Origin of the sequence: Proteus genomosp. 6, assembly GCF_040139785.1 — a bacterium.
In the GTDB taxonomy this organism is placed as follows: domain Bacteria; phylum Pseudomonadota; class Gammaproteobacteria; order Enterobacterales; family Enterobacteriaceae; genus Proteus.
The window spans coordinates 117,173-142,018 of the sequence record NZ_JBEEVJ010000006.1 but is presented as its reverse complement, the minus strand read 5'-3'; the positions used below and the strand labels follow the sequence as shown (position 1 = coordinate 142,018).

The window sequence follows — 24,846 nt, the reverse complement described above, 5'->3', positions numbered from 1 at the left end:
GTGTCCAACTTTTGGGGTGCAGTTCATAACCTGCTGGGGTGTTTTTATATCGACAGTTCGGCTTACGCGTTTTTAATTACGATGTTCAAACTCTAAGGCTTTTTTCTCAATTAATCTCATTAAAAGTGTCAGTATTCCGTTGATACACAGATAAATAATACCTGCGGCAACAAAAACCATCACATCATAACTTTGACCAAAGACTTGTCGGCTATAACCTGTTAACTCAAGTAAGGTGATAGTACTGGCAAGTGAGGTACTTTTGAATATTAAGACTACTTCGTTTGAATACGATGAAAGCGCACGCTTAAATGCGTAAGGTAATATCACTCTTGCTGTTTGTACTGGTGACATTCCTAGCGCTTGGCAAGATTGCCATTGTCCTGACGGAATAGCTCTTACAGCACCATAGAAAAGTAAGGTTGAATAAGCCGCACTATTTAATGCTAATGTGACCATTGCACAAAACCATGGTGTTGATAATAACTCCCAAATCAACGGGAAGTTTTTCAACGCAGGAAATTGCCCAGGACCATAATAGATTAAGAAGAACTGCACCAATAATGGCGTACCAGTAAATAAGGTAATATAAGCTTTTACAATCGGGGTAATGATGGGAGTTTTTAATGCCAAGATAAAGGTCATTAATACCGATAAAGTAAATGCTACCAATAAAGCCACAAAAGTTAATGAAAGGCTTGTTGGTAATCCCGGTAAAATATCAACAATATAATCCCACATTATGAGGCACTCCGTTCAAATCGAGTCGTTCTCATTTCTAGCCATTTCAGGATATATTGACTGACTAATGTAATTGCTAAATAAATCAGAGCAACAATGCTATACCAAGTAAAAGGCTCTTGAGTTCTATTGGCGATACTTTGTGTTTGTAGCATTAAATCATTGACGCTGATTAATGAGACTAACGCGGTGTCTTTTAATAGAACTAACCACTGATTACCTAAACCTGGTAAAGCATGACGCCACATTTGAGGCATAATAAAACGTAAGAAAATAGTAATACGCCCCATGCCTAATGCTTGACCCGCTTCCCATTGTCCTGTTGGTACAGCTTTTAATGCGCCACGTAAAGTTTGTGAAGCATAAGAAGCATAAAGAAGTGAAAGGGCGATAACACCGCAATAGAAAGGTAAAGATTCAGTATCACCAAAATCAATTTGCAAGGTGAATGAACCTAATTCAATACCATCCATTAGCATCATGACACCTTGCAAGGTACCATAATAGACAAAAAGAACCACCAGCATTTCTGGTAGTCCTCTAATTAGTGTTACCCAGCATGTTCCTAAGAAAGCAAAGGCTTTCCATCTCGCGGATTCCCAAGCTGTAAACAGCATGGCAAGAACTAATCCGATAATAAGAGCAGAAATAGCAAGTGAGACCGTTGTGACGGCCGCACCTGCTAGAGTTGTTATTTCATTCATCTATTAAGCTATTGTTGTTATTGAAATATCGTTATTCAAACCATTTTTTATAAATGACATCATAGGTGCCATCAGCTTTTACTTCAGCTAATGCTTTATTTAATTTATCTTGTAAATCAGCATTGCCTTTTCTTACTGCGATTGCAAGACCAGTACCAAAATAGTTAGGATCTGCAACTTTGTCACCTACAATACCTAATTCAGGATTCTTTTTCAGCCATTCATTAACAACAGCTGTGTCACCAAAGATAGCTTCGATACGACCATTTTTCAGATCTAATACTGCATTTTGGTAACTGTCATAAGGAACCGTTTTCATCTCTTTGTGTTGTTCATTGATGAATTTCTGATGGGTTGTCCCATTCTGCACACCAATTTGCTTGCCTTTTAGGCTTGCAACATCAGAGATTTTACCTGTTACTGTGATAAATACTGCTGAGTTATCATAGTAAGAATCAGTGAAATCAACTTGTTTTTGACGCTCTGGCGTAATATCAATGCCTGCCATTAATGCTTCAAAACGACGGAATTTCAGACTAGGAATTAAACTATCAAATGACTGATTGGTAAAGGTACAATCAGCATTAATTTTTGCACACATTGCATTCGCTAAATCAACGTCAAATCCCACAATTTGATTATTCGCATCAATCATTTCAAATGGAGGATATGTTGCTTCCGTTGCAAAACGAATTGTCTCTTTCTCAGCCGCAGTTGCAGAAAGTGTAATACTGGTCAGAAGTGCTGCAAATAATATTTTTTTCATTGTCTGATCCTGATTTAGTGTGACAAGTAATTAGCAAAAGCTTCCGTTTGTGGAGCAGTGAAACGATAGTTATCACCTTGCTCTATAATACGGCCGTTTTCCATATATACAACTTTGCTCGCGGCTTTGCGTGCGATTTCAACTTCGTGGGTCACAATCACTTGTGTAATACCCGTTTCAGAAAGCTCTTTAATTATATCAACAACTTGAGCGGTAATTTCAGGATCTAATGCTGCCGTTGGTTCATCAAATAAGAGAACTTGAGGCTCCATCATTAATGCTCTAGCAATAGCAACACGTTGTTGCTGTCCTCCTGATAAATGCAGTGGGAAGCGTTCTGCGTATTCACTTAAACGTAAACGTTCAAGTAATTTCATTGCTTTTTCTTTGGCCTGTGGTTTTGATAAACCTAATACACGGCAAGGTGCCTCAATTAAATTATCAAGAACCGTTAAATGTGGCCATAAATTGTATTGTTGAAATACCATGCCCACATTTTGGCGTAATGAACGAATTGCCTTTGCGTTGGGTTGTTGGCTAAAGTCAAAATGTAGACCCGCAATTTCTAATTCGCCTGAACGTGGCATTTCTAATAAATTAAGAACTCTCATTAGTGAGCTCTTACCTGCACCACTTGGTCCTAATAGAACCATTGTTTCACCAGCAGAGCATTCTAGATTAATATCATAGAGTGCTTGGTGCGAACCGTAGAAACAATTTATGTTTTTTAATTGAATACTCATGCGTTTTTTCTGAATAGTCATTAACTGGTTCAAATAATAAAACGGTAAGAATAATTATGCAACTAAAACTGCATAATAAAGTGGTTTTTTTACGTAAAAATGGGTAATTCGGCTATTTTTTTTCACTGTTAGGTGAATTTTTATCCAGTTTGTAAGCGTTAGTACTTATTGTTTTAGCCATACCTTTGAAAATAAATAAGTGTGCTGGCATCATGGCAAACCAATAAAGTAATCCACTAAATCCTGCGGGATGCCACCAAGCACGAACATCTATTGAACGAAGATTACCACTGTCGTGGATCGTAAAAGAGAGTCTGCCTAAACCGGGTGCTTTCATTCCAAATAACAGTGTGAGCTGTTTTTCAGGCTCAAGTTTGATCACTCGCCAGCCGTCAATCATATCGCCAAGCTCTAATGTTTCTCTTGATGGGCGCCCATAAGTGACTTTATTTCCAGCGATATCATCCATAATGGCGCGTGCTTTCCATAGCGCATTACCATAGAAATAGCCTTGTTCTCCGCCAATTTGTTGCACTGTATGCCAAAGGGATGCCGCGCTTGCAGGTGTGGATACTGTGCAGCCTGCATTTTTAGGGTAATAACCATAACCGGGTTTCCAGCGACTACGGACAGCCGAAGAGTAACCCCAATCTTGGTTATCTAAAGCCGCTTCTTCATCAGCGAGTGTTTCTTTTACCGCATCATCAAATTTAATTAGAGATTGAGGAATAAGTTTACGTAATGGCGCATCGTTGGCAGGGAGATCATATTTAAGCCCTTGGATCAGTTCTTTGGCAATAGAGGTGGGCACAGACGTTATCATACTGATAAATCCTGCCGAAATTAAACTAGCTGGCATCGGAATGGGGATTAGCATCCGCTTTTTACCTGAAATTTTAATGAAGCGCTCAAAAAGGGTTTGATAGCTGATGTATTCAGGGCCACCAGCATCAAAAATTCGGTGCTGATGTGTAGGGTGATGAATAATTTCCGTTAAATAGTGAATTAAGTTTTTTAAGGCAATAGGGGAGGATTTTGAACGAACCCAGCGAGGTGGCGTAAGAATAGGAAGGTTATAAACCATATCACGCATAATTTCAAAGGCAGCAGAACCCGGTCCTACAATCATTGAGGTACGGATTTCTGTTACAGGAATAGTGCTGGTTCTTAAAACTTCACCTGTAAGTTTTCGTGCAATAAGATGAGGTGAATATTGCTGATCTTCATGTTGTAAGGCACTTAGAAAGATAATTTGTTGAACGTTTGAGCCTTCAAGTGCTTCAACAACATTTATGGCAGCTTGACGCTCTAGTTCAACTAGATTATGCGCATCTCCCATACTATGAACAAGATAATAGACAATATCGGTATCTTGCATCACCTTTTTAAGTGTTTCAGGATTGTGGAGATCGACAAAAATACAGCGTGTATTTTCCCAACCTTGAGACATCATCCAGTCAATTCTACGGGCACCTGCCGTGACTTGATGACCTTGTTTTATCAGAGCTGGAATAAGATTTTGACCAATATGTCCACTGGCACCAAGTACTAATACACGTTGTTGATTCATTGTTAATCCATTGTAAAAAGAGAACGTTATCGTTCTATTGTTACTGATTTTTCTATGAAGTAAAGAACGCCATCAAGATTGGTGTGATTAAACTTAACACGAATCCATGCACAATAGCTGCGGGAACGATGGCAACACCACCACTGCGTTGTAAAACAGGTAAGGTGAAGTCCATTGATGTTGAACCACAAATCCCTAATGCTGTATTTCTATAACGATTAACAATAATAGGAATAAGCATGATTGCCGCTAATTCTCGCATTAAGTCATTAAAGAAAGCGGTACTCCCGATAACGGGACCAAATGCATCTGTTAAGACAATGCCTGATAAAGAATACCAGCCATAACCTGATGCTATTGCTAATCCCATTTTCAAAGGTAATCCCAGTAAATAAGCGGCTAAAGCTCCACCTGCAAGGGCGCTAACGCCCATTACTACCGCGACTGTTGTACCTCGACGGTTAATTAAAATTTGTTTTGGGCTCATTCCGCTATTACGCAATTGTAACCCTACTAACCAAAGTAAGAAGATAAGCGCGCCTTGGCTGGCATGAGAGGCGTAATGAAAAATTGACCAGCCAGTTAATCCCACAAAAAAACCCACAACGACAACACCGCATAGTTGCAGTGATTCGAGCACCATTTTGATGCGTGATGGAGGCTTGGATTGCTTATGAGCAGGCACATGCCAAGGATCTTTTTTATCGAGTAACCATAAGAACACTAAGTTTGCGCCAAAGGTACATAAAAAGAAAACACTGGCATAAGCAAGAATGGAGACTAAGTTTTCACCAATATTATCTAGCATGGCTAAACTAACGCCCATTAGAAATAGGATAACGTAAACCATCGCGCTAAGTAGGCGGTTTGCTAGATGAAGCAATGGGCGATTGTTTAACTTAATCAAATATCCTACAAAAAGTGGAAGTAGGATAATCAATAACCCTGACAGCATTTCTATTCCTTACTGAGTGTGCTCAAATTATAAAATAAACTAATAACGTGAATTGGATTATAACATTTACTTATGATGTTGTGGATACAGAAATTAAGATAAGTCTAAAATATTTATTAAGGGTAATGAGCCTACCACGTTTAGGTGTAAGAGGCTTTAATTGTTTGAAATGCGAACGATTTGGGTATATATCGAATAGTTGAGTAAATTTTATTACGGCGCGCTTTAACTGTGATATTAATGAAAACATCCATTAAGTGAAATTATTAGCTGATTAAGCATAAAATTAAGATAGAAAGCATAAAATAAAACCAGAGCTTAGTCATAACTTGCGAGGGAATTTATGTATTTAGAAAGAGTGGAAATAGTTGGATTCCGTGGACTTAATCGTCTCTCATTACCTCTTGATATGAATACAGTCTTAGTGGGTGAAAATGCGTGGGGTAAAAGCTCATTACTTGATGCATTAACACTCAGTTTAGGTATTGAAACCTATCAATATGCATTTACACCTGAAGATTTCCATCGTTTGCCGAATGAACCTGAAGAAAATGGCAAAAAAAGCCTACAAATTATTTTAACGTTTACCGAATCTCGCCCAGGACGTCATCGTTCTTATCGTTTCCATAAAATAGCGCCTGTATGGGTTGAAAATGGTGACGATCTTAAACATATCTATTACCGTATCAGTGCTGAACTCGATGAGCAGAAAAATGTAAAAACATTCCGCTATTTTCTTGATAAAGAAGGAAAGCAAATTCGCTTACCTAATGGACAAACTCAAGAAATCATTGCAGAGATTGTTAGGCTTTATCCTGTTCTCCGCTTACAAGATGCGCGTTTCGTACGTGATCTTGCCTCTGACGTTATCGATTCTCACAACAGCCCTCATCGAGAAGCGTTTAATAACAAAATGAGCGAGTTAACCAAAGCGTTAGTCAAAAATCCTGACGAGTTATCAGATGAGGATTTACGTGAAGGCCTTGATGCAATGCAACAACTGTTAGGGCACTATTTTGCAGATCACGGTTCGTTGCTGTTCAAATCTCACTCTCGCCATAGCAAAGTCAACGAGCCTCATGTTCGCGGCTGGCATGCGTTAGAAAATATCAATAAAGTGTTGGCAAAACCCAATCAGAGAAGTATTCGATTAATTATCTTGGGGATGTTTTCTTCTATTTTACAGTCTCGTGGTAGTGTTGCGCTGGATCCGTATGCAAGACCTATCGTGATTGTTGAAAACCCAGAAACGCGTTTACATCCTATTATGCTTTCGGTGGCTTGGGGGTTACTCAATCTTTTCTCATTACAACGGATCACAACCACAAACTCAGGTGAACTGCTTTCACTAGCACCGTTGCAGAGCGTTTGCCGTTTAGTGCGTGATACCGATAAAGTTGCTGCTTACCGTGTTGGAGGTCAGCAACTACATTCTGATGAAGAGCGGCGTATCTCATTTCATATTCGTTATAACCGACCTTCTGCGTTATTTGCGCGTTGTTGGTTATTGGTAGAAGGTGAAACAGAGATTTGGTTAATGAACGAATTGGCAAGGCAATGTAATTATTTCTTTGAAGCGGAAGGAATAAAAGTCATTGAGTTTGCTCAATGTGGGCTTAAGCCATTATTAAAGTACGCAACTTATATGGGGATAGAATGGCATACCTTAGTGGATGGTGATGAAGCGGGTAAGAAATATGCCGCTACCGTTAAGGATTTTGCGTTAAAAAGCAATGATGCAGAGCGTGATAGATTAACGAAGCTTCCGGCGTTAGATATGGAACACTTTTTATACAAAGAAGGCTTTCGCAATGTATATCATGATGTCGCAGGTGTGCCAGATAATGAAAAATGGCCAACTCGACGCGTGATCATTAAAGCAATTCAACGTTCATCCAAGCCTGATCTCGCACTAATGGTGGCTAATAATGCGGCTCAACGTGGAGTAGACTCCATCCCTTCAATACTGAAAAGTATGTTTTCCCGTGTTGCATGGCTTGCCCGAGGCAAAGCGAATTAATTAAGTTCGCCAATAAGTGAATTATTGCGTAATTACTGATCTTAATATTGAGTTGTGGCATTAAGTTGCAACTCAATCTCACGGCTTTTATTTAGTCTTATTGTATTAGAAGGATATTTTATGGCTTTTTTATCTTTAAAAAAGCAAGGGAAAGTGATCACCCTTATTTTGATTATTGTGGCAATTGCGATGTATTTTTTCTGGCCGAGAGAAAATACACCCACCTATCAAACTCAAACAATTACACGCGGTGATCTGGCAAAAGAAGTGACCGCAACAGGTAAGCTTGATGCTGTGCGTAAAGTTGATGTCGGTGCGCAGGTTAGTGGTCAGCTACAAACTTTATATGTAAAAGAAGGGGATGTTGTTAAAAAAGGTGATTTATTGGCGATTATTGATCCTAAAAAAGCGCAAAATGACGTCATTGAATCTCAAGAAACAAACAATGAATTAAAAGCCAACCTTCAACAAGCACAGGCTGAATTGCGCTTGGCACAATTGACATATCAACGACAATTAAAGTTGATTGCTACCCATGTGATTGCACAAGAAGAGCTTGATCGCACTAAAACCGATGTTGAAGTGAAAAAAGCACGCATCATCACTTATGAAGCGCAAATTAAAAAGAACCAAGCGACTTTAGATACAGCAAAAACAAATCTGCAATATACGCGTATTACGGCACCTATGGATGGTGTTGTCACGTTTATTAAAACCCTTGAAGGTCAAACGGTGATTGCAGCGCAAGAAGCGCCGACTATTTTAACTTTAGCTGACTTAGACACAATGCTAGTAAAAGCAGAAGTATCAGAGGCAGATGTTATCTATTTAAAACCTGATCTCAGCGCCTCTTTTACCGTTCTAGGTGCGCCAGATAAAGCCTTTAGCGGTAAGTTAAAAGATATTTTACCCACACCTGAAAAAATTAATGATGCCATTTTTTACTATGCACGTTTCGAAGTGCCTAATGACCAACACTTATTACGTTTACAAATGACGGCACAAGTTAAAATTCTTATTGAAAATAAGAAAGATGTGCTTCTCGTCCCGCTTTCTGTGTTAGGTGATGATGCTGGAATTAATGAATATTATGTTGATGTATTGGTTAATGGTCAGCCAGAAAGACGCACAGTAAAAATAGGAATGCGTACTGATGTTTATGCAGAAGTTCTCAGCGGATTGAAAGAAAACGATGAGGTTATTCTGGGTGAAACTTCAGGAGAAGCATGATGCCTGCATTATTAGAGCTCAATGAGGTTAGCCGTTTATATACTAATGGTGAAGAAGAAACCGTAGTTCTCAATAAAATTTCATTAACGATTAATGCCGGAGAAATGGTGGCGATTATTGGCGCTTCTGGCTCCGGTAAATCGACTTTAATGAATATTTTAGGTTGCTTAGATAAACCAAGTAGCGGTGAATACAAAGTTGCAGGTCAAAGTGTTGCGAAAATGGAAGGCGATCAACTTGCTGCATTACGTCGTGAGCATTTTGGTTTTATCTTCCAACGCTACCATTTAATGTCGCATTTAAATGCAGAACAGAATGTTGAAATTCCTGCAATTTATGCAGATAAAAATGCCACTCAAAGAAAAGAAAGGGCTCGTGAATTATTAACGCGCTTAGGATTAGGTGATCGCGTTGATTATCGCCCTAATCAACTCTCTGGCGGTCAGCAACAGCGTGTAAGTATCGCTAGAGCATTAATGAATGGTGGGGAAGTCATTCTTGCCGATGAGCCGACAGGAGCATTGGATAGCCATTCTGGTAAAGAGGTGATGTCCATTCTTAAGCAATTAAATGAACAAGGGCATACGGTTATTATCGTAACCCATGATCCGTTAATTGCGGCACAGGCTGAGCGAATTATAGAAATAAAAGATGGTAAGATTATTAATGATAATTACCATCAAATAACAGCAAATAAAGTTAAAAAAGAGACAACCTCTGTTTTAGCTTCTTCTTATTTAGGGCAAATATTTGGGCGTTTCACACAAGCATTAGATATGGCTTGGCGTGCAATGGTTGTGAATAAAGTACGCACTTTGCTAACGATGCTCGGCATTATTATTGGTATAGCCTCTGTCGTCACTATTATTGTGATTGGCGATGCAGCTAAAAGCATGGTGCTGGCAGATATAAAAGCTATTGGCTCTAATACTATTGATATCTATCCTGGGAAAGATTTCGGCAGTGATTCGCCTGAAGATAGGCAATCATTAACTATCCAAGATGTCTATGCACTTAAGCAACAATCTTACATACAAGCGGTGACACCACAGGTGCAATTTAGTACGCGATTACGTCGTGGAAATCAAGACTCACCTGCCACTGTTGCGGGTGTCAGTGATGATTATTTTTCTGTCTATGCCATGAAATTCGCTCAAGGACATTCATTTACACCTGATATGATCCAACGGCAAGCTCAAGTTGTAGTGATTGATCAAAATACATTACGCCGATTTTTTCCTACTAAAAAAGAGGTGATTGGTGAGCAAATTATTATCCGTAATATTCCCTCTACGATTATAGGGGTGGTTGCTGAACAAAAATCGAATTTTGGTGATAATAAGTCATTACGAGTATGGGTACCTTACAGCACATTAAATAGCCGAATTTTAAATCGGGCTTACCTTGATAACATCACAGTAAGGGCGAAAGAGGGCTATGATGCGGGTGTGGCAGAGCAGCAAATACTTCGCCTATTAACGATTAGACATGGTAAGAAAGATATTTTCACCTATAACATCGACAGCTTGTTGAAAGCCGCTGAAAAAACCACACAGACAATGCAACTGTTTCTGACATTAGTTGCTGTTATTTCGTTGGTGGTTGGTGGTATTGGTGTAATGAATATTATGTTAGTTTCCGTAACTGAGAGAACACGAGAAATAGGAATTAGAATGGCGGTTGGTGCCAGAGCGAGTGATGTGATGCAACAATTCCTGATCGAATCTGTTTTAGTTTGTTTAGTGGGTGGATTATTAGGTATTGGCCTTTCATTTGGTATCGCAATGATTGCCAGTGTGATGTTGCCTGATTGGCATTTTGTTTTCCAGCCTATTGCCTTAGTCAGTGCGTTTATCTGTTCAACTGCTATTGGAATTATTTTCGGATTTTTACCTGCAAGAAGTGCAGCAAAAATGAATCCAATAGATGCTCTCGCGAGAGAATAACGCAAGCCATAAGATAAAAGCCCTTAATAGAAAGGGCTTTTATTTGAATGAATTAGGCATTCTTTTAAATTAAAAGTATCGAACTGCATTGTGTAAAAGGTATTTTTATTGGGTTTATCTATACTGTCAATTATCCTCTATTCAATAATAGGAATGATAAGGTCAGCATGATCACCTTTAGGTCCTTTTATCGTGCTATAATTAACTTTCTGTCCCGCTTTAAGTGTGCGGTAGCCTTCCATTCTAATTGTTGAATAGTGGGCAAAAATATCTTCGCCACCATTTGCCGGGGTAATAAAACCAAAACCCTTAGCATTATTGAACCACTTTACTGTACCTGTCTCCATACTTAGCTTCTCTCATATACTTGTATTTATTTGTTTAACATCACTTTCAGTATATTTACTGAGCTGTTCATAAAACATACTCTATTTTATTGTTTAAGTCGTCAAGAGGTGAAGGGGATAGAAAGTGTTTCAATGAGGCGAAATTTTGATGTAGCTAACGCTTTGTTATTTTTTGGATGTAAAAAGAGGGAATAAAAAAGCGTTGATAGGCAGACTTTCCTGTGAGATGGTAAACTAAATGTCATAATTGAAAGTGACGTTTAACAAAACTATGAGTAATGCAAAACAATGGGTCAGTTTGATTTTTTAACAGAAACCACGTTAAGGGATGATGTTCATCAGCTAAATGAGCCACCAGCAATGTATAAGGTGATCTTGAATAATGATGATTACACCCCCATGGATTTTGTTGTAGAAGTGCTTACGATGTATTTTTTCCTTAGCGAGGAAAAAGCAACGCAAATTATGTTGGACGTTCATCATAAAGGAAAAGGAGTTTGTGGGGTTTATAGTGCGGATATTGCCGAAACAAAAGTGGCTCAAGTTAATCTGTATGCAAGAGAAAACGAATACCCACTTTTGTGCACTCTTGAACAGGCATAATCCGGTTAGTTTTTTAAGGAGGAGGTGCTTATGCTTAATCACGAATTAGAGCTGAGTCTTAATGTTGCATTCGCGAAAGCCCGTGATAACAGACACGAATTTATGACTGTAGAGCACCTGTTGTTGGCGCTATTAAGTAATAAATCGGCACGCGAAGCATTGGAAGCTTGTAAAGTCGATCTAGTAGTCTTACGCGAAGAACTTGAAGTCTTTATTCGTAAAACGACCCCAATTCTGCCTGAAAATGTGGACAGAGAAACACAGCCAACGCTGAGTTTTCAGCGTGTATTACAGCGCGCTGTTTTTCATGTTCAATCATCAGGCAAAAATGAAGTCTCTGGCGCTAATGTGCTGGTGGCTATTTTTAGTGAACAAGAGTCTCACGCAGCTTACTTATTACGTAAACACGACGTTAGTCGCCTTGATGTCGTTAACTTTATTTCTCATGGCATTTCAAAAGAAGATCAACAAAACGAAGATCTTTCTGACATGAATGATATGAACGCACAATCTCAACAAGAGATGCCTCAAGGTGACGATCATATGGATAATTTTACCACTAACCTTAATCAGTTAGCGCGCCAAGGTAAAATTGATCCCCTAATTGGGCGCCAAGCTGAATTAGAAAGAACAATCCAAGTGTTATGCCGCCGTCGCAAGAATAACCCATTATTAGTGGGCGAATCGGGTGTCGGTAAAACAGCTATCGCAGAAGGGCTTGCATGGCGTATTGAGCAAGATGATGTACCTGATGTGATGAAAGGTTACACGATTTACTCACTCGATATTGGTTCGCTATTAGCGGGAACAAAATATCGTGGCGATTTCGAAAAACGGTTTAAAGCATTACTGAAAACCCTAGAAAAAGATGAAAAAAGCATCTTATTCATTGATGAGATCCACACCATTATTGGTGCAGGAGCAGCATCGGGGGGACAAGTTGATGCGGCAAATTTAATTAAGCCTTTACTGTCAGGTGGTCGAATTCGCGTTATAGGCTCTACGACTTATCAGGAATTTAGCAATATCTTTGAAAAAGACAGAGCACTTGCTCGTCGTTTCCAAAAAATTGATGTGACTGAGCCATCTCCAGATGAGACGGTTTTGATCATCAAAGGATTGCGCCAGAAATACGAAGCGCACCATGATGTACGTTATACCAATAAAGCGATTCAGGCCGCGGTGGACTTATCGGTTAAATACATCACCGATAGACATCTACCTGATAAAGCTATTGATGTTATCGACGAAGCAGGTGCAAAAACACGTTTAGTTGCACCAAGTAAACGTAAGAAAACCATTAATGTCTCTGATATTGAGTCGGTTGTGGCTAAAATTGCACGAATTCCTGAAAAAACAGTTTCTAGCAGTGATAAATCAATGCTGAAAAATCTCGATAACCAATTAAAAATGTTGGTATTCGGTCAGGATCAAGCAATTCATGCCTTATCTGAATCGATTAAGATGAGCCGTGCAGGATTAAGCCAAGATAATAAACCCGTGGGGTCGTTCTTATTTGCTGGTCCTACGGGGGTAGGTAAAACGGAAGTCACTGTACAGTTAGCAAACGCATTAAATGTAAAACTGTTACGTTTTGATATGTCGGAATATATGGAAAGACATACGGTCAGTCGTTTAATTGGTGCTCCTCCTGGTTATGTTGGTTTTGATCAAGGTGGATTATTAACAGACGCTGTCATTAAAAACCCATATTCTGTTGTGTTACTTGATGAAATTGAGAAAGCACACCCTGATGTATTCAATATCCTGTTACAGGTAATGGATAACGGTACATTAACTGATAACAATGGACGTAAAGCAGATTTTCGTAATGTTATTTTAGTGATGACAACCAATGCGGGTGTACGTGAAACTCAACGTAAATCGATTGGGTTTACAGAGCAAGATAACAGTACTGATGCGATGGTTGAAATCAAAAAAGCCTTCTCACCAGAGTTCCGTAACCGTTTAGATAGTATTATTTGGTTTAATGCATTATCACCAGAAATTATCTCTATGGTGGTGGATAAATTTATTGTCGAACTGCAAGTGCAGTTAGATGATAAAGGAGTATCGCTAGAAGTTAGCCAAGAAGCACGTCAATGGTTATGTGATAAAGGTTATGACAGAGCGATGGGCGCAAGGCCAATGGCGCGTGTTATTCAAGAAAACTTGAAAAAACCATTAGCTAACGAGATTTTATTTGGTTCTCTTGTTAATGGTGGTTCAGTTTCTGTAACACTAGATAAGCTGGCAAGCAAATTGAATTATGAGTTTGTTAGCCAAGAAAAACTAGCCAAGAATGAAGATACCGTTATCTAAGGATAGCGGTTAATCTCACTAAGCTATAAAAGCATACACCACAGGTGAGCATCAATAAATGCCTTGCCTGTGGTGTTTTTTTTCACCCGTTATATGACAATAGCGGGAGAGAACAGATTGGGATCAACGGCTACGGAAGATGATACGGCCTTTGCTCAGGTCATATGGGGTCAGCTCAACGGTAACCTTGTCGCCTGTCAGGATACGAATATAGTTTTTACGCATTTTTCCTGAGATATGAGCGGTAACGACGTGTCCGTTTTCTAATTCAACGCGGAACATCGTGTTTGGCAGAGTATCCAGTACAGTGCCTTGCATTTCAATGTTGTCTTCTTTGGCCATCTAATCCTCTAAGTTTTAATAACCATATTTTTTAAACGGCAAGATAATGCCGAAAATATTGTCCTATGTAAAGGAATGTTATTGGATAGCAATGGTGTTCACCTTGCTATTGCACTTAACATCCTTACCGCAACTTGCGTTTTACTTTGCTAAAGTAAAAGTAATAACAGAAGTCGTAATTCTTTATTTTGTGGTATTTGTAGCAATAAAATAACAGCACCCAAACCACATAATGGGTGTGTAAGATAAAATTTTTGTATAAACCTTTTTTGCATAAATAACAGAATGGCATTCTCGATTCTGTCTTAAATAAGAAGGGCTTTACAAAAACAAGCAGTGATTATAATTCCAACGATTGCTGATACCAACACTTTTTATCAATAATCACTTTTTTCCAACGAGATAACGCAACTAAATAATGTTCACGAGAGATCTCAGTGGCACCTAACGAGGCAGTATGAGAGTTTAGCACCTGACAATCAAATAGTTGACCCCCATAACGAAGAAAATGGTTATAAAAAGCAATAAAGGCACATTTAGAGGCGTTATCTCTACGGCTAAACATAGATTCGCCACAAAAAACGGCACCCATGTTTACACCATATAATCCTCCAACGAGTTCATCACCTTCCCAAACCTCAACAGAGTGAGCTTCACCTTGTTGATGAAGCCCTTCATAACCTGTTTTTATATCAGGGCCTATCCACGTACCTTCTTCACGTACAGAACAAGCCTCAATAACTGAAGCAAAGGCATGATTTAACGTGATTTTATAAGGCTGGTGCCGAATAAATTTACGTAAACTGCGCCCAATATGCAAATCACCAGCTGGTAAAACGGCCCTTGGATCAGGTGACCACCAAAGTGGTTCTTCATAAGGAAAGTACCAAGGGAAAATACCCGATTGATACGCAACACGTAATCGTGAAAGGGAGATTTCTCCCCCTATCGCTAATAAACCATTAGGCTCTTTTAAAGCTAAGTGAGGCTCTGGAAAATCTAAATCATTATCATCCAATTGAAACAACGGCATATTATGCCTCGTGCGTTGGTGTTAATAGAGCCTGTCTTTGATGAAATTTAGCATAATGCCCTTGTTGTTGTAACAACGAAGCATGAGTGCCTGTTTCAACGATTTTTCCGCCATCCATAACGCAGATTTTATCCATTTTATCTAAACCGTGAAGTCTGTGTGTGATCATTAATACAGCTTTACCTTGGCAATGCTGATGCAAGAGTGCAAGGATTTGCTGTTCTGTATCGGCATCAAGGCCTTCTGTTGGCTCATCAAGCAATACAAGAGGTGCATTATGGAGTAGGGCTCTTGCAAGTCCTAAACGTCGCTGTTCGCCACCAGAGAGCTGTCTACCACCATCACCCATCCATGCATTTAAGCCTTCCTCATTTTCAAGTAGTTGCCCAAGACCAACTTGCTGAAGAACATGTTTAATCTCTTCATCTGTTGCATTTTCTTTAGCCATTGTTAAGTTTTCTCTTAATGTATGACTAAAAACATGAACACGTTGAGGAACAACTGACATCATTGAACGTAATGTCGCTTCATCATAATCAGCAATAGGCAGATTATTTAAACTGATAGTGCCGTGAGTCGGATCAAAAGCTCGATTGATCAACTGCAATAGCGTCGATTTACCACACCCTGTTTTTCCTAGTAATGCAATGTGTTGTCCAGCTTCAATCGTTAAATCAACATGATTGATCACTTGCATTGGTTGGGCTGGATAAGTAAAGCAAATATTGTGCATTGTAAGTGTGGCGCGATTATTTTTTTCTCCCCCTTTTTCAGGGAAAGTGACATCGGGTTTTTGCTCAATTAAATGAGAAATTCGTGTTGCTGATGTCATCACTTGACCTAAATGCTGGAAAGCGACAGTAACAGGCGCTAAAGATTCAAATGCTGCCAATGCACAGAACGTAAATAAGGCAATTAACGCTTCTGGCATAAAGCTATTGTCGATACCATCAGCCGCCAGCCATAAAATTAATGTTGCTGTTAGGCCTGATGCGAGGATCATCAATGATTGCGATAAACCAGTTAAATTTGCTTGTTGTGCTTGTCTATGTAGCCATTTAGCTTCAAGTTGCGCCAGATTTTGTCTAAAACGAGGTAATGCGCCAAAAACAGTTAGCTCGGCTTGTCCTTGCAACATGCTAGTTAATACTGTGCGGTATTGACCTCGTAAATCGGTGAGATCACGACCAATAGGTTTACCCGCGTAGTAGAATACGAAAGGCAAAACAATCAGCAAGGTAAGCATAATGCCACCTAGCGTATTGGCTAAACGTGCATCGATTAAACCAAGGCCAAACATAATTGTCATAATGACAACAAAAGCGGCAATGATAGGGGAAATAACGCGAATATAAAGATGATCGAGCGTTTCAACATCAGCAACTAAGCGGTTTAGTAACTCACCTTGACGAAAACGTGCAATTCCACCTGGCGAAAGAGGGAGGATCTTTTTAAAGGTGAATACACGTAGGTGCGATAATACGCGAAACGTTGCGTCATGGCTGACAAGCCTTTCAAAATAACGACCCGCAGTACGAAAAATTGCAGCACCTCGAACACCCGCTGCGGGTAGCATATAGTTAAAGCTATAAATACCCGCAAAACCCGCAAGAGAAGTACCTGCTAAAAACCAGCCCGATAGTGTTAAAAGGCCAATACTCGCCAGTAACGTCAGAATTGCAAGGATAATCCCCAGCAATAACATAAACCAGTGACGTCGATAGAGCGCAAGAAAAGGAAGCAATACTCTCATGATTAAAGTTCCTCTTTACGATGAGCAAGAAGGCGAGCAAAAGTGCCGTTCTGTTGGCTTAATGATGCATAAGTGCCAGTTTCAATAATCTGACCTTTTTCCATCACCCAAATTTGGTCGTAACCCAATGTTTCTTCAAGTAGATGGGTAATAAGCAAGGTTGTTTGATTTAATGAAGCGTTATTAAGCGCATGCATGACACGTTGTTCACTATGAGAATCAAGGCTTGCTGCGGGTTCATCTAATAACAAAAATTGACAAGGCGACAATAAAGCACGAGCAACAGCAATACGCTGAGCCTGACCAACAGAAAGGCGTGCAGCACTATCGCCAATAATCGTATTTAAGCCGTCAGGTAACTCATTAATAAAATCGCTGACATACGCTTTTTCAATGGCAAGATTGATTTGTTCATTGCTGGCATTAGGATTACTTAAGCGAATATTATCTAGCAAGGTTTGTTCTGGTAAATTAGGATTTTGACCAACCCAGCTTAAACATTGACGCCATGCTTCAGGTGAGAGTTGCGTCAATTCAACGCCATTAACTTTTAATGAGCCACGATAAGGTAAAAAGCCGAGTAGCGCATTTAATAGCGAGCTTTTGCCTGCACCACTTAGACCCACAATCGCAATTCGTTGATTAGGGTTAATGGTAAAGTTTAATGGACCTGCGAGTTTAACACCTTGATGAGATAGAATTTCTAGTTCATGAGCTGTAATCTCAATACTTTCTGTTGTGTCGATGCGCTCATTACCTGTGAATTGTGGTTTTTCACCATCGGCTTCTAAAAATTCAACCAGAGATTCTGCGGCGCCAATGGCTTGTGCTTTGGCATGATAGTAAGTTCCTAAATCACGCAAAGGTTGAAAAAATTCAGGGGCTAAGATCAGTGCTAAAAAGCCTGAGAATAGTGTGACACCTAAGCCATAACTACCGAAACTAAGTTCACCTAAGTAAGAAAAACCAAAGTAAACAGCCACAACAGCGATAGAAACAGCGGTAAAGAATTCCAATACGCCTGACGAAAGGAATGCCATTCTTAGCACTTCCATTGTACGTTTGCGGAAATCTTCTGTTGCTTCGGTGATTTGTTTAACTTCTGCATTACCACGGTTAAATAACCGTAATGTATCTAGCCCTCTTAATCTATCTAGGAAGTTACCACTTAAACGACCTAATGCGAGGAAGTTTCTGCGGTTAGCATCTGCTGCACCTAATCCAACTAATGCCATAAATAGCGGGATCAGTGGGGCGGTGAAAAATAGAATCAAGGCAGCAGCCCAGTTAACAGGGAAAATGGTGATAAGGATAAGAATAGGCACAATAGTAGAAAGATACATTTGCGGAATATAACGCGCATAGTAATCTTGCATATCTTCTATTTGCTCTAGAATAATTGTTGCCCAACTCCCTGCGGGTTTGCCTTTAACCCAAACAGGACCTAGCTCTTCAAGTTTATCAAGCACGATTTTACGAATTTGTTGCCTGACCGCCATACCACATCGATAACCTACACGCTCTCTTATCGCCATCACTACAGCGCGTAAGATAAAAATACCAATAAGGGTGAGAAAGGTAGGTATATGTATATCACGACTCAGACTGTCCATGATAAATGCTTGAAGTAAAACAGCTAATAACCATGCTTGTGCAATAATTAATAAACCGCTTACAACACCTAAGATCATTGATAGCCGTAGCCATCGGCGGGCTGGAGCACTTTGCTGTTTCAGCCATCGAACCAATTCACTTTGTTTAGTTTTATCCATAAGAAAAGATTCAAATTTGCAGGTGAGATACACAGTATCAGAAAGGCCAAGGGTAAGTAGTTATACGCTTTGGCAACCAGGCTAGTATGTTACATGGTAAAAGGCGCTACTGAAATAGCGCCTTGAAAGGAAGTGATGATTTTAGTTGGATTTTAGTGCGTCTAAGTAACGTTCTGCATCTAAAGCAGCCATACAGCCTGTGCCTGCGGAGGTAATTGCTTGACGATAAATGTGATCCATTACGTCACCTGCTGCAAAAACACCCTCGATAGAGGTTTGTGTTGCATTACCTTGAGTACCTGATTGTACTTTGATGTAACCATTGTCTAATTCTAATTGACCATCAAAAATAGCGGTATTAGGGCTATGTCCAATAGCAATAAAGACACCCATAACCTCTAATTCTTCGGTTTTATCGCTCTTAGTATCTTTTAAGCGAACTTTAGTTACACCCATATCATCGCCAAGAACTTCGTCTAAGGTGCGATCAGTATGCAAAATAATATTGCCACTGTTGACTTTGTCCATTAAACGGTTAATTAAGATTTTTTCAGAGCGGAAAGAATCACGGCGGTGGATCAGATGAACTTCTGATGCGATATTCGCTAAATAAAGAGCTTCTTCCACAGCGGTATTTCCGCCACCGACAACAGCGACTTTCTGGTTACGATAGAAAAATCCGTCACACGTTGCACAAGCCGAAACGCCTCGGCCTTTAAAAGATTCTTCTGAAGGTAAACCGATATAACGTGCAGAAGCGCCTGTTGCGATAATTAATGCATCACAAGTGTATTCTTGTTCATCACCAAATAGGCGGAATGGACGGTTTTTCAGATCGACTTTATTAATATGGTCAGAGATAATCTCTGTATTAAATTTTTCAGCGTGCTGAAACATGCGGTCCATTAATCCAGGACCTGTTAACCCTTCTGGGTCACCGGGCCAGTTTTCGACTTCTGTTGTCGTTGTCAGCTGACCGCCTTTTTCAACACCCGTAATCAGTACTGGTTCTAAGTTTGCTCTTGCAGCATAAACGGCGGCGGTATAACCCGCAGGGCCTGAACCTAAAATAATAAGTTTGCTATGTTTGATGGTGCTCATGTATACCTCATCTCTGATTAGGCGTGATGCGAATTGAGGGATTGTAGGAGAAATAAGACGTTAAAAAAAGCCAATGACGAGAAATAGACATAATATTTTAGCTATTTTAGCAATAGTTAATACTAATATAGTTTAATAATTATAGAGTTATATTGGGCTAACATCATCGAATTAACCTGAAACATTTTGCTTTACAATTGATGTTTATCTTGCGTATATAGAGAATAACATAGCGCCTTGTTCTGATTTTTACTCATTTGCTTTGACAATCCGCTGTACATTTGCGAAAACATGATTGTTAAAGATAATTATCCTCGGATGTTGTACGTATTATTTTTTAGACAGACAGGGCATAGGATAGTTACTTTGTGATATTTGCTAATGAGTATTTGGATAAAATAGAACTTTTATCTGGCATTAAAAGAAAATAGATTGGTAGTTTGCTCTGACCGTTTGATACCGAAGTTTCGACAGTGATGCTGAAGGTGTACAGGTATGGGTATAGGAAAATAAAGTAAGAGAAAAAGAGAAAGAGAGTATAGAGATGATTGATAATAAAAAACGTCCGGGTAAAGATCTTGATAGAATAGACCGGAATATTCTAAATGAGCTTCAAAAAGATGGTCGTATTTCAAACGTTGAGCTATCTAAACGTGTAGGTTTATCACCAACGCCTTGTTTAGAGCGTGTACGTCGTTTAGAACGCCAAGGATTTATTTCTGGTTATACTGCACTGTTAAACCCACATTACTTAGATGCATCATTACTAGTATTCGTGGAAATCACATTAAACCGTGGTGCACCAGATGTTTTTGAACAATTCAATATGGCTGTTCAAAAACTTGAAGAAATCCAAGAATGCCATTTAGTTTCTGGTGATTTTGACTATCTGTTGAAAACTCGTGTACCTGATATGTCCGCTTACCGTAAATTACTCGGTGAAACACTGTTACGTCTTCCAGGCGTTAATGACACACGTACATACGTGGTTATGGAAGAAGTTAAACAAAGTAACCGTCTTGTAATTAAAACTCGCTAAGCCAACTTAATAGGTTGGTGCAAAGCAGGAAAAAGTTAGGTACACTCCTGTCTATGCATACAGTTTCAACGCTGGGATATCTCAGCGTTGTTCCGTTTTAATTCACCCTAAGTTAAACCTGGAGAGCCCTCTTTGAGCCAGGAATATACAGAAGATAAAAATATTCGTTTAACAAAGATAAGCAACCGTCGCCGTATTTGGGAGGCTATTCTCATCCTCATCGGCATTGGCGCTGTCTTTTTAATGGTTTCATTACTTAGCTTTCATCCCTCTGATCCTAGCTGGTCACAAACCACTTGGAATGAGCCTATTCAAAATTTAGGCGGTAGTATTGGAGCATGGTTAGCTGATATTCTATTTTCTGCATTTGGTTTACTTGCCTATGCAATTCCTGTCGTCGTGGTTTTTGGGTGCTGGAATTCTCTACGCTACCAACAAAATCGTGAATACACTGACTTCTTTTCCCTTGCACTACGCACGATTGGTGCTTTGGCTCTGATCTTTACCTCTTGTGCATTGGCTGATCTTAATTTTGATGATATCTATAATTTCAGCTCTGGTGGTGTTATTGGAAGTTTGTTTAGCAAAGCCCTATTACCGTGGTTTAATGTTTTAGGTGCTACTCTTGCTCTGTTATCTGTTTGGGCTATTGGCTTTACACTGTTTACCGGCTGGTCTTGGTTAACAATCACAGAAAAGATTGGTGTCGTTATTTTGGGAAGTGTTGGTTTTATTACCAATAGAGGCCAAAATGAAGCTGATTACGAGGATGAAGAAGAGGAAGATGATACTCAAGACGTTGTTACAGAATTAGCTGATAATTTAAATCAAAAAGAAAATCAGCAATCTGAATTAGCAACAGAAGAGAGTGATGATATTTTATTTTCTGCGCCTTCAGCACTTGAGCTAGCTCGTCAGCAAGAGATAGACACATTACAAGTTAAAGCAGAACAAGAAGATGATTTGCCATCTTTCCCTGCAACAAATGACATAGCAGATGGACATGCGCAAACATTGACGCAAGCTGATCCTCTTGTGCCAGCAACGGTTTCACAACCAACTCATACAGAGGAAGAGCCAGAACATTACCGTTTTGATATTCCAGAAGCATTTTTGAAAAAAGAAGCTCAATCAGAAGTCAATGCGCCTTCAAGTTCAGTTTACTCAATACCAGAAAAGAATATACCTTCTGTGATGCCGTTTGATAATGAACCTATGGCACAGCCATCGTCCATATCTACAGATAGTGTAATGCCTGCAGGCAGAGCTGAACCTACATTCTCGTTAGCACCTGATACAGACTCTTTAACGCAAGCAGCTACAGTGGCAGCAGGTGTGGCAGCAACTAGTGCTCTTGTTAGTCATGGCTCTCAAGTTAAACAAGGATTAGGCCCTGAATTACCACGCCCAAATCCAGTGCGATTGCCAACACGCCGTGAGCTTTATGGCATTCATATACCTTCACAACGCGAAGCTGAATTGCGTCGTCGTGAGGAAGCCGTTCAATCTGAATCTGAAGATGAGTTAGCTGATATTCAAGAACAAGCGAATTTCGAACAAGAGTTGCGTCAGCAATTCCTCGAACAGCAACGCGAACGTTATGGTGAGAACGATAGTGTTGATCCTGAAGCTATTATTGGAGCCCATCAGCCAAATATTACAACACCATTACCTTCATTTGATCATCAACAAGATGATTATCGTGATGAACCAACGGTTACCGCGAATACGTTCTCTTCCACAGAAGAGAATAACAGCGATATTGATGAAGATGAGCAATATCAGCAACAATTAGCAGCACAATTTAAGCAACAATTGCAGGATCGTTATGGTGATGATGTTTCGTTAGATGATAACGAAGATGAGGTTTTACCTCAAATATCAACATCAGCACCTTCATTGCAAGCAACAACGGGTTATCAACCTCATATTCAACATTCATTCGCTTCACAATCAGCGCAACCGACTCAAACTATTGAGAAAAAAGTTGAATACCCAGCCAGCAATGCATTTCTACAAATTTCGCCTCGTGATGAAGAAGAGGAAGAATACAGCCCTAAAATTGAGTTAGAAAGAGAGCTCACCGCATTAGAGGCATTTTCGCCAATTGATGATCTATTGGATGAAGATCCTATAGAGCCAGTGTTTACACCGATTGTTTCAGAACCTGTTACGCCACAAGCTGTACCTCAATCACGTATTGAGCCTCAGCCTAATATGGCTCAGCATTTTGCACAGCAACAGCAACAGCAACAGCAACAGCAACAGCAACAGCAACAGCAACAGCAACAGCAACAGCAACAGCAACAGCAAGAATCGTTAATTCACCCATTCTTGATGCGTAATGATAGACCATTGCTGAAGCCAACAACGCCAATGCCTTCTCTGGATCTACTAACAACGCCACCAGTAGAAGATGAACCTGTTGATATGTTTGAGCTTGAGCGTATTGGTAAACTTATTGAAGCTCGTCTTAATGATTACCGTGTTAAAGCCAAGGTGGTTGGCATTTCACCAGGGCCTGTTATCACTCGTTTTGAACTTGAACTTGCACCAGGTGTAAAAGCTGCGCGTATATCAAATTTATCACGCGACTTAGCTCGTTCATTGTCTGCTATTGCAGTACGTATTGTTGAAGTTATTCCGGGCAAACCTTATGTAGGGCTGGAATTACCTAACAAAAAACGTCAAACCGTCTATATGCGTGAGTTGTTAGATAGCGATGCATTTCGTGATAGCCGTTCTCCATTGACTGTTGTTTTAGGTAAAGATATCGGCGGTCAGCCAGTTGTTGCCAATCTGGCTAAAATGCCTCACTTACTTGTTGCTGGTACAACAGGCTCAGGTAAATCTGTCGGTGTGAATGCGATGATCATCAGCATTCTCTATAAAGCGAAACCAGAAGATGTTCGCTTTATTATGATTGACCCTAAAATGCTTGAGCTTTCGGTTTATGAAGGTATTCCACATCTTCTAACAGAAGTCGTTACCGATATGAAAGATGCCGCAAGTGCTCTGCGTTGGAGTGTGGCTGAAATGGAACGCCGTTATAAACTGATGTCGGCATTGGGTGTGCGTAATCTTGCAGGTTATAACGAAAGAATTAAAGAAGCAGAAGCGATGGGACGCCCAATTCCAGATCCATTCTGGAAACCAACAGACAGTATGGCAACAGAAATGCCAACGTTGGAAAAAGAGCCTTATATCGTGGTTGTTGTTGATGAATTTGCTGATTTAATGATGACAGCAGGTAAGAAAGTCGAAGAGCTGATTGCACGTTTAGCACAAAAAGCGCGTGCTGCGGGTATTCACCTTGTGCTTGCAACGCAAAGACCTTCCGTTGATATCATTACTGGGTTAATTAAAGCCAATATTCCTAGCCGCATTGCGTTTACTGTATCGAGTAAAATCGACTCTCGAACTATCTTAGACCAAGGTGGTGCAGAATCATTACTAGGTATGGGGGATATGCTTTATGCACCTAATGGTTTTGTACCTGAGCGTGTTCACGGTGCTTTTGTGAGTGATGATGAAGTTCATGCAGTCGCAACCGACTGGAAAGCACGCGGTCGTCCTCAGTATATTGAAGCTATTACTAAATGCAGTGAAGAAGGTGAAGGTAATAGTGGTGGTGGATATGACGATGGCGAAGAGCTTGATCCGTTATTTGACCAAGCTGTAGAATTTGTGGTTGAAAAACAACGTGTTTCTATTTCTGGAGTGCAACGTCAATTTAGAATTGGCTATAATCGTGCAGCAAGAATTGTGGAACAAATGGAAATGCAAGGTATTGTCAGTGCGCCAAATCACAACAATACGCGTGATGTCCTTTCGCCACCACCTTCAGATATGTAATATC

Annotated in this window: 19 protein-coding genes; 7 read left to right on the top strand and 12 right to left on the bottom strand. The window is 39.8% G+C overall.

Features of this window, described 5'->3' with window-relative positions; translation table 11 throughout:
* Positions 1-72 precede the first annotated feature (72 nt).
* The 6 genes from artM to ABN212_RS09675 form a co-directional block, all read right to left on the bottom strand.
* A complete protein-coding gene (gene artM, locus ABN212_RS09700) occupies positions 73-741 on the bottom strand; it encodes an arginine ABC transporter permease ArtM (RefSeq protein ID WP_196533029.1) in 669 nt (222 codons plus the stop codon).
* Entirely contained in the window at positions 741-1,445 is a 705-nt protein-coding gene (gene artQ / locus ABN212_RS09695; protein WP_198620486.1) for an arginine ABC transporter permease ArtQ, read from the bottom strand. The genes artM and artQ overlap by 1 nt, the downstream gene beginning before the upstream one ends.
* A gap of 31 nt (positions 1,446-1,476) precedes the next feature.
* A complete protein-coding gene (gene artJ, locus ABN212_RS09690) occupies positions 1,477-2,211 on the bottom strand; it encodes an arginine ABC transporter substrate-binding protein (protein WP_023581291.1) in 735 nt (244 codons plus the stop codon).
* 14 nt (positions 2,212-2,225) lie between these two features.
* Complete coding sequence (artP, locus tag ABN212_RS09685) at positions 2,226-2,954, bottom strand: arginine ABC transporter ATP-binding protein ArtP (protein WP_109373499.1); 729 nt, start codon at positions 2,952-2,954, stop codon at positions 2,226-2,228.
* Between the two features lie 112 nt (positions 2,955-3,066).
* Positions 3,067-4,524: a DUF2867 domain-containing protein gene (locus tag ABN212_RS09680; protein ID WP_349443164.1), complete on the bottom strand. Its 1,458-nt coding sequence runs from the start codon at positions 4,522-4,524 to the stop codon at positions 3,067-3,069.
* A 52-nt stretch (positions 4,525-4,576) separates the two neighbouring features.
* Positions 4,577-5,479 carry a lysine exporter LysO family protein gene (locus ABN212_RS09675; protein WP_196533032.1) on the bottom strand — a complete coding sequence of 301 codons (903 nt, stop codon included), beginning with the start codon at positions 5,477-5,479 and terminating at the stop codon, positions 4,577-4,579.
* Positions 5,480-5,822: 343 nt separating this feature from the next.
* Between ABN212_RS09675 and ABN212_RS09670 the strand changes: the two genes are divergently transcribed.
* From ABN212_RS09670 to macB, 3 genes are all read left to right on the top strand, one after another.
* Positions 5,823-7,499, top strand: coding sequence for an ATP-dependent nuclease (locus ABN212_RS09670; RefSeq protein ID WP_198632268.1), 1,677 nt, complete (start codon positions 5,823-5,825; stop codon positions 7,497-7,499).
* Positions 7,500-7,619: 120 nt separating this feature from the next.
* Positions 7,620-8,729, top strand: coding sequence for a macrolide transporter subunit MacA (gene macA / locus ABN212_RS09665; RefSeq protein WP_198626156.1), 1,110 nt, complete (start codon positions 7,620-7,622; stop codon positions 8,727-8,729).
* The gene (gene macB / locus ABN212_RS09660) at positions 8,729-10,675 is read left to right on the top strand and encodes a macrolide ABC transporter ATP-binding protein/permease MacB (RefSeq protein WP_311748487.1); all 1,947 of its coding nucleotides are present in this window, start codon (positions 8,729-8,731) and stop codon (positions 10,673-10,675) included. The genes macA and macB overlap by 1 nt, the downstream gene beginning before the upstream one ends.
* A 137-nt stretch (positions 10,676-10,812) precedes the next feature.
* Here the strand turns inward: macB and cspD are convergent, their stop codons facing one another.
* Positions 10,813-11,022 carry a cold shock domain-containing protein CspD gene (gene cspD / locus ABN212_RS09655; protein WP_109373505.1) on the bottom strand — a complete coding sequence of 70 codons (210 nt, stop codon included), beginning with the start codon at positions 11,020-11,022 and terminating at the stop codon, positions 10,813-10,815.
* A 288-nt stretch (positions 11,023-11,310) separates the two neighbouring features.
* Between cspD and clpS the strand changes: the two genes are divergently transcribed.
* Entirely contained in the window at positions 11,311-11,625 is a 315-nt protein-coding gene (clpS, locus tag ABN212_RS09650; protein ID WP_109373506.1) for an ATP-dependent Clp protease adapter ClpS, read from the top strand.
* 30 nt (positions 11,626-11,655) lie between these two features.
* Positions 11,656-13,947 (top strand): ATP-dependent Clp protease ATP-binding subunit ClpA, encoded by a 2,292-nt coding sequence (clpA, locus tag ABN212_RS09645; protein WP_198629734.1) that lies wholly within the window; start codon positions 11,656-11,658, stop codon positions 13,945-13,947.
* A 123-nt stretch (positions 13,948-14,070) separates the two neighbouring features.
* Here clpA and infA read toward each other — a convergent pair whose 3' ends face one another.
* The 5 genes from infA to trxB all read right to left on the bottom strand — a co-directional run bounded on the left by infA (position 14,071) and on the right by trxB (position 19,948).
* Positions 14,071-14,289: a translation initiation factor IF-1 gene (infA, locus tag ABN212_RS09640; RefSeq protein ID WP_004244560.1), complete on the bottom strand. Its 219-nt coding sequence runs from the start codon at positions 14,287-14,289 to the stop codon at positions 14,071-14,073.
* 340 nt (positions 14,290-14,629) lie between these two features.
* On the bottom strand, positions 14,630-15,322 hold the full coding sequence (aat, locus tag ABN212_RS09635; RefSeq protein ID WP_198620491.1) for a leucyl/phenylalanyl-tRNA--protein transferase: 693 nt from the start codon (positions 15,320-15,322) through the stop codon (positions 14,630-14,632).
* Between the two features lies 1 nt (position 15,323).
* Complete coding sequence (gene cydC / locus ABN212_RS09630; RefSeq protein WP_198632270.1) at positions 15,324-17,075, bottom strand: heme ABC transporter ATP-binding protein/permease CydC; 1,752 nt, start codon at positions 17,073-17,075, stop codon at positions 15,324-15,326.
* Positions 17,076-17,077: 2 nt separating this feature from the next.
* Complete coding sequence (gene cydD / locus ABN212_RS09625; protein WP_198626161.1) at positions 17,078-18,847, bottom strand: heme ABC transporter permease/ATP-binding protein CydD; 1,770 nt, start codon at positions 18,845-18,847, stop codon at positions 17,078-17,080.
* Positions 18,848-18,988: 141 nt separating this feature from the next.
* The gene (gene trxB, locus ABN212_RS09620) at positions 18,989-19,948 is read right to left on the bottom strand and encodes a thioredoxin-disulfide reductase (protein WP_109373510.1); all 960 of its coding nucleotides are present in this window, start codon (positions 19,946-19,948) and stop codon (positions 18,989-18,991) included.
* Between the two features lie 544 nt (positions 19,949-20,492).
* On the opposite strand from trxB, the gene lrp reads away from it, so the two are divergent.
* Positions 20,493-20,987: a leucine-responsive transcriptional regulator Lrp gene (lrp, locus tag ABN212_RS09615; protein WP_004244566.1), complete on the top strand. Its 495-nt coding sequence runs from the start codon at positions 20,493-20,495 to the stop codon at positions 20,985-20,987.
* Between the two features lie 132 nt (positions 20,988-21,119).
* Positions 21,120-24,842 (top strand): DNA translocase FtsK 4TM domain-containing protein, encoded by a 3,723-nt coding sequence (locus ABN212_RS09610; protein ID WP_349443163.1) that lies wholly within the window; start codon positions 21,120-21,122, stop codon positions 24,840-24,842.
* Positions 24,843-24,846: the final 4 nt, after the last annotated feature.